Origin of the sequence: Streptomyces albicerus, from assembly GCF_008905045.1 — a bacterium.
Taxonomy (GTDB): domain Bacteria; phylum Actinomycetota; class Actinomycetes; order Streptomycetales; family Streptomycetaceae; genus Streptomyces; species Streptomyces albicerus.
Genome location: NZ_VWMY01000080.1, coordinates 32,401 through 43,110, shown reverse-complemented (window position 1 = coordinate 43,110; position 10,710 = coordinate 32,401). Strand labels below are relative to the sequence as shown.

Below are 10,710 nucleotides of genomic sequence, written 5' to 3'. Positions count from 1 at the left end.
GTTGGTTGAGTGGGGTGGACGGGCTTGGTCGGGTGTGCCGGGTAGGCGGGTTGAGCCGGGTGGGCGGGCTTCGTGGGGTGTACCGGGTGGGTGGGCTGTGTTGGTTGAGTGGGGTGGACGGGCTTCGCCGGGTGGGCGGGCTTCGTCGGATGCACGGGGTGGGTTGGCTGCGTTGGCTGAGTCGGGTGGACGGGCTTCGCCGGGTGTGCCGGGTAGGCAGGCGGCGCCGGGTGCGGCGGATGCGGGTTGGTCTGCTCCTGAGCGTGGGCGGTTCCCGCGTTCGCCACCGCTGCTGCGGCGAGCGCGGCAGCCACGGCGGACGACGCCAGAACAGATCGCCATCGCGGCGATGTCGTCATTTTCTCCACTCTCCTCGACTTGGTTCAGGGCTTCGTGACAGCTGGTCAGTACCAAGAGCTGGATAGTGGAATGATCAGATAATCGGAGACATGAATAACGCTGCGGCGGCCATAAGCCACCGGATGGGGTAGCGCGGGGGCGCCAGTTGGCCGGTGCGGTTGCGAGGCGTTGGGTCAGGATGCGTTCATGAGCGTAGGCAAGATCAAACGGACTGACCTGACCTGACCATCAAACGGACTGACCTGACCTGACCGGGGCCAGGCCGGTGCAGGCGGAGCGAGATCGCATGCTGCGGTGATGTCCGGGCAGGCCGGCCGGACGAGTTCCAGCTCAGATGCTTGACCCGGCCAACAACTCGGCGGCGTCGCCTCGAAGCGCACTTGCTCCCGTCGGGCCCGCTGGCTCGCCGTCAGGCCGCCGCACTCGGGATACCGCATGGCACCGGGACAGACCCGCCAGCGAGATCCACCATCACTCCAGGACGACGGTCTCGGTAGCCCGCCATGGGACCGGTGGATCGGCCGGAGACGCAGGGTGTTCGAACGTCGGGTCGTCAGGCGACGGTCGTGGTAGGTGGTGGGCCGGGGAGATTGGTGCGGAGTTGTTTGCGGGAGGTGATGCCGAGTTTGGCGAACACTTTTCTCAGATGCCATTCGACAGTGTGGGGGCTGAGGAACAGCTGGGCGCCGATCTCGAGATTCGTCAGCCCGTCGCCGGCGAGGCGCGCTATCTGCGCTTCCTGGGGGGTGAGTATCGCGTGCGTCTCGACTCTGCGCTTGCGTACCGTCTCTCCGGTGGCCTGCAGCTCGCGACGGGCGCGTTCCGCGAACGCCTCGGCCCCGATCTGGTTGAGCATCTCGTGGGCGATGCCCAGTTGCTTGCGGGCATCGATACGGCGGTTTTCGCGACGCAGCCACTCGCCGTAGAGGAGCCGGGCGCGGGCGAGCACCGCGCGGGCCCCGGTGCGGCTGAGCCGCTCGATCGCCTCCTGGTACAGGGTGTCGGCGGCCTGCCCGTCGCTCACCAGGGCACGCGCCCCCGCCGAGGTGCCCATCGCCCACTCAGTGCCGCTGGCCTGTGCCATCTCATCGAGAGTTTGGGCGGCCTCGGCCGCGCGCGCCGGTCTGTCGCTCCGGACTGCCGCCTCGACGAGCTCGACCAACGACGAGATGGACAAGCCCATCTCCTGTGGGTACTCACGGCCTTGCACGGCCGCAAGGTACGCCTCCTCGTACCGACCGAGGCCGTTGTAGAGCACCGCCATCGCCCATTGGGCAGCGGTCAGAACCTTGCCCTCCCCTCGAAGGTCCTGCCTGATCGCATCGATCGCCTGCTGTGTTCCGGCTTCCCGGCCCCTCCAGGGCTCAAGCACCAGGGCTCCGTAGTGCGCGAAGTAGCGGCTGCCTGTCGCCTCACCGATCGTCACGGCTTCGACGTTGAGCGAGTCCGCCTCGGCGAGGTCGCCGGCGAAGACCCGATTCGACAGGCGCAGGAGGAGAGCTGACGGCAGCACTGCCAGTGCCCCGGTCTCGCGTGCCAGGTCGACGAGCCTCGCCGAGAGCACGCTCCAACTCTCGAAATCCCAGACATTGTGTGCCATGCGAGAGGCGAGCGGGAGCCAGCCAAGCCCCTCTTGCCTCGAGCCCCCTTCGGTGCGGAAGGCGGTCACTGCCCGCCTCAACATCGGCACCCCGGCTGAGTACCCCTCAGTGGTCGCCAGTGCGAGGCCGTTGAGGAGCAGCTCGGCGCGCCCCGGCTGCGGAGTCGGCGGCACGCCGAGCGCTGCCTCGGCAACCTCCACGAGTCCACCGCTGGGCAATCGGCCCGCGGTGAGAGCCGCGTACAACGCGTCGCGATAGGTGTCGCGGGCGAGCCCGGCATCAACCGGCTCGAGCCGCTTGGCGGCTTTGAGTAGCAGCGGCAGGCCTACGCCGGCGCCCCTGGTTGCGAACATGATCTGACCGCGCAACAGGGTTGACTGTGCAAGTCCGACGTCGTCGAGGAGGCTGAGCTCCGCCGCGTCCAACAGTTCAAGCGCGGCGTCGAACGCGCCGGCCTGATACTTGGCCCGCGCCGCTGCCAACGCTCTGGCTCCGCGACGTGCGGCGTCGGGGGTCAGTTCGGCCGCCCGGTCGAGGAACGCGGCTGCCGCCGCGACTCCGCCGCGTGCCAGGGCCCGGTTCGCCGAGCGTGCCAGCTCGGCGGCCACCGCCTCGTCGGGTCCCGCCGTGGCCCGCGCGAGGTGCCACGCTCGACGGTCAGGATCTGAATCAGGGTCCGTGGCCTTGGCCAGTGCGCGGTGCACCTCGTGACGCTCGGACACGGTCGCAGCGCGGTAGGACGCCGAGCGCACCAGCGGATGGCGAAACCGCACCCGGGTACCAAGGTCAACCAGTCCCGCCGCCAATGCCGGGGACGCCGCATCCGCTCCGATCCCGAGGCTGTCCGCCGCACGTCTCAACAAGGAGACATCCCCGACCGGCTCGGCAGCGGCAAGCAGCAACAGTCGCTGGGTATCCGGCGGAAGCGACTGAACCCGCATGACAAAGCTCTGCTCGATCCGGCCCGCCAGCGGCCGCGCGTCCGGCCTGGCGAACCCGCCGGCCAGGTCGGCAGCCGTCAATCCGCGGGCCAACTCCAACAGGGCGAGCGGGTTCCCGCGCGCTTCAGCGAGAATCCTGCCCAGGATGCGCTCGTCGAGCCTTCCGGGGAGCACCGAATCCAGCAGCGCACGAGCGTCACGCTCGGTCAAACCCTCGACGATCAGCTCGGGGAGCCCCTGAAGGGCGTGCTCATCGTCCGGCTCACGCACCGCGATGACCAAGCCGACCGACTCCGCCATGAGACGTCGTGCGACAAATCCAAGAATCTGCGCCGACGCGTGATCGAGCCACTGCGCGTCATCGACGAGGCAGATGAGCGGCCGTTCCGCGGCTACCGCGGCCAGCTGGCTGAGCACCGCAAGACCGAGCAGAAACCGACTCGGTGGCTCCCCTTCCGACAGGCCGAATGCCACACCGAGCGCATCGCGCTGCGGACCGGGGAGGTGATCGACGTCGTCCAGGAAGGGGCGACAGAGTTGGTGAAGGCCGGCGAACGGAAGCTCCATCTCTGCCTCGACGCCTGCTGCACGAACGATTCTGCAATCGGGTGCGCGCTCGAACAGATAGTCCAACAGAGCGGTCTTACCTACGCCGGCCTCGCCACGCACCACAAGAACGGCGCTCTGACCAGCTCCTACACTCGCCGCCAGTTGATCCAGCGCCTCACACTCGCCGCGTCGACCACGCAGCCCTGCCTCAGGACTCCTGCTCACCATAGGCACCCCTGGCCCGAGCGTACGCCTCAAGGCCCACGTCACGCCGCCGTGATCGCCACTCGCATGATCGCCGCTCGTGGAAGATCCGTGCCGCTGTGCCGGCGAGCCGGAGATCGGTCGGACGGGGAGGACGCGCAGCGGGCGCGGAGCGTGCTGCCGTGACCGCTTCATCGACGATGGACAGCGGGCGGAGGGCGGCATGGGGCTGGCCGCCTCGTGCGTTGCTCGCGCGGCGCCGGTGGGTGCTCCTGACAGCGGCCGGTGGGCGCTCCTGGCGGCGGCTGGATCAGGAGTCAGCTTCGCCGGTCGGGGACCGCCGCCGGGTCCGTGATCTCCGTCGGCACACGGTGCGTGCCGCGGCGCTCTTCAGGGGATGCCGCTCAGTAGGCGGCTGAACGACCCATCGGATGAGAGAACCCCCACCTGACCGGCCATCTCGATCAGACCGGCCGCCACGGCGGGGGTCGCAGCCTCGATCCCGATCCCCAACTGCTCGGCCGCCCGCTGCGGCAGTGCTGGTTCGCCGGTCGGTGAGTCCTTCGCGTACTGCGGCACCGACACCAGTGCGGCCCTAACTGGAGGGAAGCTCGCGCAGGGCGGTGGAGATGGCTTTCATCCGCTCGTTGACGTTCACGAGTTCTTGGCGAAGCTCGTTGACGCGGGTCTCCAACTCGGTGGCTTCGGCGGCCAGTGACACGACTGTGGTCGCGATGTCGATGCGGCTCTCGGTGGCTTGGGTCATCGTGTGTCCTTCTGCGGCAGAGACCGGAAGACTGTGGCCGCCACGACCCCACGAAGTCATCCGCCGTGTGGGAAGGCCTGTCCCGGCCGGGGACTGGGCGAAGACGGCGTGGCGCGGAACCCCATGGGGCGTGCCCGCCGCGAGGGGCCGTCGGCGCATGCGACGCCGGCTGAGCAGGCGGCTGATGCGCCGACAGGCAACTCCCGGCCTAGGCGACTTCCGCCTGGTTCAGCTGTACAGCGGAGATGTCGAGAATCAGCTTCACCTTGTCGCTGATCAGGACTCCGCCGGTGTCCAGGGCCGTGTTCCAGTCGAGTCCCCATTCGGAGCGCTGCAGGGTGGCCGTGCCCTCGAAGCCGACGCGGTTGTGTCCGTAGGCGTCCTGGCTCGCTCCGCCGAACTCGAGGTCGATGTGGATGGGCAGTTCGACGTCCTTGATCCGGAGGTATCCCACCAGGCGGAACCGGTCGTCACCGGTATCGACGATTCCGGTGGAGCGGAAGCTCATGAGAGGGAACGCCGCGGAGTCGAGGAACTCCGGGCCGGTGACATGCGCGTCCCGCTGCGCGATGCCTGTGTCCAGACTGCCGGTCTGCACACTGAGGTGGGCCTCGGACCGGGTGGGATGGGCTCCGTCGAGCTTGAGGATCCCTTCGAACTCGGTGAATTTGCCGCGCACGTTGGTGATCATGGCATGTCGGACAGAAAAGCCGATCGTGCTGTGGGCCGGGTCAATGGTGTAGACGCCGGTCAGCCCTTCATAGGGGGCCGTGGGAGAAAGAGTGGTTTCCTTGCGGTGGGACATGGCTGGCCGCTTCCTTCGTACGAGAATCTCGGGCAGGGTGAATTTCGGCACACTGCGGTCGGGCAGCTGAATTCAGGGCTGCTTTTCGATCGAAGTGCTGTCGTTCATGAACGTCGAATCCGGGACCCACGAGAAATGAACTCAAACGGCTCGTCCCGGCAAGGAAGGCCGACGCAGTGGCCGCGTATGCGGTGGACCGCACCCGCGGCCGGAATGCAGCCGGTGGCCCCCGCCCGTCGGCAGGGGCCACCCGCGGGACCTACTGCTGCTGCGCGATCCAGTCGGCGAACTTCGTCTCGCCGATGTGCGCGTCCGGGCCCGGCAGGAGTGTGGTCTCCTGCAGCTCGGCACCGAAGTACGTGGCGTGCTCATCCGCGACCACCGTGCGGGGGTCGTTCTTGGCGGCGAGTCCCTTACGGATGAGCTGGTCGAGCTGGAACTCGTCCGGGCCCGCGACCTCCACCACGCCGTTGACCGGGGTGCCGACTGCGGTGCGGCCGACAGCGGCGGCGACGTCGTCGGAGTAGATGGGCTGGATCTTGACGGGGGCCAGCCGCACGGTGTCGCCGTCGGTGGCCGCGGCGGCGATCGCCTTCATGAACTCGAAGAACTGGGTGGCGTGGACGATGGAGTAAGGGACGCCGGACGCCTTGATCAGCTCTTCCTGGGCCTGCTTGGCGCGGAAGTACCCGCTCTCCTGGAGGCGCTCGGTGCCGACCACGGAGAGCGCCACGTGGTGCGTCACGCCGGCCTCGACCTCTGCCTTCAGGAGGTTGGTCGTGGAGGTGCGGAAGAAGTCCATGACGGCCTCGTCCTCGAACGAGGGGGAGTTGGACACGTCGATCACGACCGACGCGCCCTTCAGGACCTCGGGCAGACCCTCACCCGTCAGAGTGTTGACGCCGGTGTTGGGCGCGGCCGCGACCGCCTCGTGCCCGTGCTCGTTGAGCTTGCCGACCAGCTTCGAGCCGATGAGCCCGGTTCCACCGATCACTACGACCTTCATAACGGATTCCTCTCGGAGGTTTTCACGGTGCGGGGCACATCCTGCGAAGAACTGCTCACCGGCACCGACCACATTCGGTCTGTACTAGAAGAGACAGGACAGCTGCCCTACTTGTGACAGGGGATTCGCAAGAATCGAGAACTTTCTCGATGCGGCCCTGAGCGGCCTGCCCGCACGAGAAAGCACGGCTGACTCGCAGAGTTGTACGAGGTCATTCGGCGAGCTTTCCATCGGTCGAGACCTCTTCCATCAGAGAGGAAATCTCGTCCGGGATCGCCGGAATGCTCTCGCGGGTGATACCAGTCGTCGGGGACCACACGAGATTGACCTGGAGAGCGGGATCCATGTCCGGGTAGTCGCTGCGGTTGTGGCAGCCCCGGGTCTCGCGACGCTCAAGCGCTGCTTCGAGGGTGGCCCGGGCCGCCAGGGCGGCGGACTTGAGGTCGAAGGCGTGCGCGAGATCCTGGAAGCCGGCGATGTCGGGATGGATGCCGACGTCATCCATCCTCTTCTCGATCGCGCTGAGCTCTGTCAGTCCGGCGCGCAGACCCTCTTCGTCGCGTACGACTCCCGCATGCTCGGTCATGGTGTTGCGGATGGCGCGCTGGAGGGCGCGTACGTTCTCCGGTCCGTCGGCAGCGAGAAGATCGTCGATCTCCGCGCGGGCCTCCGCGATGGCCGACGCCGACCGCGGCTGCGCGGTCAGTGACTGCGAGTAGGCGGCGGCCGCCTGGCCCGTGATGCGACCGAAGACCAGCAGCTCGATGAGACTGTTCCCACCGAGGCGATTGGCGCCGTGCAGCCCGCTCGACGCCTCACCGATGGCGTACAGGCCACGCACGTCGGTGCTGTGGTTCTCGGGACGCACCCACACCCCGCCCATCGAGTAGTGCGCAGTCGGCGCGATCTCGATCGGTTCGCGGGTGATGTCCAGCATCTGCAGGTCCAGAAGGGTCTGGTAGACGCGGGGGAGTCGCGTCATGATCGTCTGCCGTGGCAGGTGGGAGACGTCGAGCCACACGCCTCCCTTGGGGGTCCCCCGCCCTTCCTTGATCTCCGTGTAGGAGGCCAGGGCCACGCGGTCCCGGGTGGACAGCTCCATACGGTCAGGGTCGTAACGGGCCATGAACCGTTCCCCGAGCGCGTTGCGCAGGATCCCGCCCTCGCCCCGGGCCGCCTCGCTGACCAGGGTGCCGGCCGCGTTCTCCGGCTCGATGATCCCGGAAGGATGGAACTGGACCAGCTCAGCGTCGCGCAGGCGGGCTCCGGCCTCCACGGCCAGGCGGAAGGAGTCACCTGTGTTCTCGTCGCGCCGTGAGGATGTGCGCCGCCAGATACGGGTGTGGCCGCCCGCGGCGAGAATGACGGCGTCCGCGTGGATCAGATAGCGCGTTCCGTTTGTGAGGTCGAAGCCGTAGGCACCGAAGACGGCGCCGTCATGCACCAGGAGCCGGGTGATGTAGACGCCGTCGAGCACAGGGATCTTGAGCTGGTCCGCGCGCCTGATGAGCGTGCGCTGGATCTCAAGCCCGGTGTAGTCGCCGGCGAAGGCGGTCCGCCGGAACTTGTGCGCGCCGAAGAACCGCTGGGAGATGCGGCCGTCCTCTTCCCTGGCGAACGCCATGCCGTAGCGCTCCAGGTCGTCGATGCCCCGGGCAGCGCCCTGGGTGACGATCTCGGTGGTGCGAGGGTCGGCGAGCAGATAGCTCTCCTTGAGAGTGTCGGCCGCATGCTGCTGCCAGCTGTCCTCGGGATCCATGGTGGACAGGGCCGCGTTGATTCCTCCGGCAGCGAGTGCCGTATGGGCGTCCTCCTTGGGACGCTTGCCGACCGCGAGGACATCCATGCCGGCCTCGGCCAGCTCGATCGCCGCTCGCAGCCCAGCTCCTCCGGTGCCGATCACCAGCACCATGGTGGAAAGACGTTGTTCGCTGATAGCCACGGTCTACTCCGATCGCCTGAGGTGTCACTCAGTACGACCAGGCCGTCCCGGAATCTGTGACAGCTTCCGTCGCCGGCGTCAGGGCAGGACGCGGTCCAGGGGGACGTCCGGGTCGGCGAGGAGCACATCGTCGATATCCGACCCCGAGGTGATGAGGGCCCGGATCGGGTTCATCACGTCCCACACGTTGACACTCATGCCTGCCAGCACACGGTTCCCCGCCATCCAGAACGCGATGAAGCGTCGCTCGGACCGCTCACCGCGGAAGACGACGCGGTCGTAGCCGGCTGGTTCCGTGTGACCCGTGTACTCCATTCCGAGGTCGTACTGGTCCGTGTAGAAGTACGGCAGCCTGTCGTAGACAGCATTCTTGTCGAGCATGCTGAGCGCCGCCACCTCCGGCTGATGCAGGGCATTGGCCCAGTGTTCGACCCGCAGGTGGCGGCCGAGCAGCGGGTGGTAGGCGTTGGCGACGTCGCCCGCGGCGTAGATGTCGGCCACGGACGTCCGCAGATGCTCGTCGGTGACGATGCCGTTCCGCACGTCCAGGCCCGCCTCCTGGGCGAGTTGGACATTGGGGGTGATGCCGACGCCCACGACCACGGCGTCCGCGGCAAGGTGCCTGCCATCGGCGAGCCGCACCCCGTCCACACGGCCGTCCGTTCCGGTGATGGACTCCACCCGCACGTTGGGCAGCAGATCGACGCCGTGGTCAGCGTGCAGCGCGGCGAACACCTCGGCCGCCTCGCGCCCGAGCACCTTCAGCAGGGGAAGTTCCGAGTGGTTGAGCACAGTCACCTCGGCGCCGGCCAACCGGGCAGCCGCGGCGGTCTCGAGACCGATCCATCCGGCACCGATCACGACGATCTTCGCCCCAGCCGTGAACGCGGACTTGAGCCGCTCGCTGTCTCCCACCCGGCGCAGATACAGAACGTTGTCGAGCTCCGCTCCGGGGACGGACAGCCGGCGTGGCGACGAACCGGTGGCCAGAAGCAGCTTGGTGTAGGGAACCTGACGGCCGTCGTCCAGCTCCACCCTCCGCGCCTGCCGATCGACCGCGCGGGCACGCGTACCCAGGAGCAGGTCGACATCGTGCTCCCGGTACCAGTCGTCAGGATGCACGAAGATCGAATCGCGCTCCTCCTTGCCCAACAGGTAACCCTTGGAGAGCGGCGGCCGAACGTACGGCTTCTCGCGCTCGTCGCCGATGATGACGAGCGGGCCGCTGTGGCCGTGCTCCCGCAGTGCCTCCGCCGCCTTGCCCGCGGCCAGACCGCCACCGACGATCACGAAAGTGTTCACAGGGTTCCTCATCTCAGATGTCGCATGCTGTGAGCCTTGTTGGTGGGAGCGTCACCCGTCAGACCACGTAGTCCTTCATCCTGTGACAGCTGTGGCGACGGCCCGGACGGGACACGCTGGCTGTCACAACATCGTGGGCTTCATGGTCATACCTCCCGCTGGGAAGACTGCCTGCCGCGAGGGCGAGCCGGCTGAACCGCTGATCATCTCCGTCGGACGAAAGAGGAGAAGATGACGTACGTCATTGCAGAGCCCTGCGTCGACGTAAAGGACCGGGCCTGTCTCACCGAATGCCCTGTGGACTGCATCTACGAGGGCGACCGGACGCTCTACATCAACCCCGCCGAGTGCGTGGACTGCCGTGCGTGCGAGCCCGTCTGCCCGGTCGAGGCCATCTTCTACGAAGAGGACGTCCCAGAGCACTGGGCGCAGTACACCACCATCAACGCCGAGTACTTCCAGACGCGTTCCGGGCAGTCGGGCGAGCCGTTCGTCCATGACGGTGATCACCGGCTGATCGCTCAGTTGCCACCGCAGAGTTCGCACAAGAAGGACATCGCTCTCTTCAGCATTCGCAAGGAAGAGGCGGCCGACGCCGACCTGTGGTTCCCCTCCTGACAAAGACATCCGGCTCAGGGGGTGGCGGGGAGCGAACCGTGCAGGGCCGAGTCACTGGGGCAGTGTCTGGCCCTGGGACACGTGGGGCCTCGGCAGCACAGTGGGCACGGTGACGATCGAGACCTCCCTGGTCAGGAGACGCTGCACGGGGCAGCGCCCGGCAACTGACAACAGTTGCTTTATGTGGGCAGGCTCCAGATCGCCGGTCAACCGGATGTCCTTGACGATCTGCCCTTGCGCATCGAACCGCGCCGCCACATCGACTTGGTCGAGCGGCCAACCATGCCTGTCCGCGAAGGCCCGGACGGCCATGGAGGTACACGAGCCGAGCGCGGCCAGGAGCAGCTCTCCGGGCGTGGGTCCCGTATCGGCGCTGATGGGCTGGGGTTCGTCCGCAGTCAGCGTATGAGGACCGACCGCGATGGAGCGGGCGAGACGCCGGCCTTCACTTACTGACACGATGCGTGCGTTCATCGTTCTTCCTCTCGAGCGAGGCGCACCGTGGTGTGGCCGGTGATCGCCAAGTGGCGACGAGTTGCGTCGGGATGCCGTGACTCGTCCCTTCACCGCTAAGACAGGACGGCTCTTGCTCGTGTGACATGTAGCCAGGAGGTTG

General features: G+C 67.3%; 9 protein-coding genes and 1 pseudogene. 1 reads left to right on the top strand and 9 read right to left on the bottom strand.

Annotation, left to right across the window (positions count from 1 at the left end; translation table 11 throughout):
• Nucleotides 1–725 precede the first annotated feature (725 nt).
• From GAS53_RS58860 to GAS53_RS45890, 8 genes and pseudogenes are all read right to left on the bottom strand, one after another.
• A pseudogene (locus GAS53_RS58860) lies at nucleotides 726–797 on the bottom strand (helix-turn-helix domain-containing protein); the annotation flags it as partial.
• A gap of 116 nt (nucleotides 798–913) precedes the next feature.
• Entirely contained in the window at nucleotides 914–3,679 is a 2,766-nt protein-coding gene (locus GAS53_RS45915; protein WP_151483738.1) for a helix-turn-helix transcriptional regulator, read from the bottom strand.
• Between the two features lie 366 nt (nucleotides 3,680–4,045).
• Nucleotides 4,046–4,240: a hypothetical protein gene (locus tag GAS53_RS45910; RefSeq protein WP_151483737.1), complete on the bottom strand. Its 195-nt coding sequence runs from the start codon at nucleotides 4,238–4,240 to the stop codon at nucleotides 4,046–4,048.
• A gap of 10 nt (nucleotides 4,241–4,250) precedes the next feature.
• On the bottom strand, nucleotides 4,251–4,421 hold the full coding sequence (locus GAS53_RS55690; RefSeq protein WP_192583575.1) for a hypothetical protein: 171 nt from the start codon (nucleotides 4,419–4,421) through the stop codon (nucleotides 4,251–4,253).
• Between the two features lie 208 nt (nucleotides 4,422–4,629).
• Complete coding sequence (locus GAS53_RS45905) at nucleotides 4,630–5,226, bottom strand: YceI family protein (protein ID WP_151483736.1); 597 nt, start codon at nucleotides 5,224–5,226, stop codon at nucleotides 4,630–4,632.
• Nucleotides 5,227–5,485: 259 nt separating this feature from the next.
• Nucleotides 5,486–6,232, bottom strand: coding sequence for an SDR family oxidoreductase (locus GAS53_RS45900; protein ID WP_151483735.1), 747 nt, complete (start codon nucleotides 6,230–6,232; stop codon nucleotides 5,486–5,488).
• 211 nt (nucleotides 6,233–6,443) lie between these two features.
• Nucleotides 6,444–8,144: an L-aspartate oxidase gene (locus GAS53_RS45895; RefSeq protein WP_192583576.1), complete on the bottom strand. Its 1,701-nt coding sequence runs from the start codon at nucleotides 8,142–8,144 to the stop codon at nucleotides 6,444–6,446.
• A gap of 108 nt (nucleotides 8,145–8,252) precedes the next feature.
• Nucleotides 8,253–9,488, bottom strand: coding sequence for an NAD(P)/FAD-dependent oxidoreductase (locus tag GAS53_RS45890; RefSeq protein ID WP_151483733.1), 1,236 nt, complete (start codon nucleotides 9,486–9,488; stop codon nucleotides 8,253–8,255).
• 219 nt (nucleotides 9,489–9,707) lie between these two features.
• Between GAS53_RS45890 and fdxA the strand changes: the two genes are divergently transcribed.
• Nucleotides 9,708–10,094 carry a ferredoxin gene (gene fdxA / locus GAS53_RS45885; protein ID WP_151483732.1) on the top strand — a complete coding sequence of 129 codons (387 nt, stop codon included), beginning with the start codon at nucleotides 9,708–9,710 and terminating at the stop codon, nucleotides 10,092–10,094.
• A gap of 51 nt (nucleotides 10,095–10,145) precedes the next feature.
• Here fdxA and GAS53_RS45880 read toward each other — a convergent pair whose 3' ends face one another.
• Nucleotides 10,146–10,568 carry an OsmC family protein gene (locus GAS53_RS45880; protein ID WP_151483731.1) on the bottom strand — a complete coding sequence of 141 codons (423 nt, stop codon included), beginning with the start codon at nucleotides 10,566–10,568 and terminating at the stop codon, nucleotides 10,146–10,148.
• Nucleotides 10,569–10,710 lie beyond the last annotated feature (142 nt).

Bases quoted from the DNA above. Each gene is read 5' to 3' on its own strand.
- GAS53_RS45915 (WP_151483738.1), bottom strand. From the start codon at position 3,679: ATGGTGAGCAGGAGTCCTGAGGCAGGGCTGCGTGGTCGACGCGGCGAG.
- GAS53_RS55690 (WP_192583575.1), bottom strand. From the start codon at position 4,421: ATGACCCAAGCCACCGAGAGCCGCATCGACATCGCGACCACAGTCGTG.
- GAS53_RS45905 (WP_151483736.1), bottom strand. From the start codon at position 5,226: ATGTCCCACCGCAAGGAAACCACTCTTTCTCCCACGGCCCCCTATGAA.
- GAS53_RS45900 (WP_151483735.1), bottom strand. From the start codon at position 6,232: ATGAAGGTCGTAGTGATCGGTGGAACCGGGCTCATCGGCTCGAAGCTG.
- GAS53_RS45895 (WP_192583576.1), bottom strand. From the start codon at position 8,144: ATGGTGCTGGTGATCGGCACCGGAGGAGCTGGGCTGCGAGCGGCGATC.
- GAS53_RS45890 (WP_151483733.1), bottom strand. From the start codon at position 9,488: ATGAGGAACCCTGTGAACACTTTCGTGATCGTCGGTGGCGGTCTGGCC.
- fdxA (WP_151483732.1), top strand. From the start codon at position 9,708: ATGACGTACGTCATTGCAGAGCCCTGCGTCGACGTAAAGGACCGGGCC.
- GAS53_RS45880 (WP_151483731.1), bottom strand. From the start codon at position 10,568: ATGAACGCACGCATCGTGTCAGTAAGTGAAGGCCGGCGTCTCGCCCGC.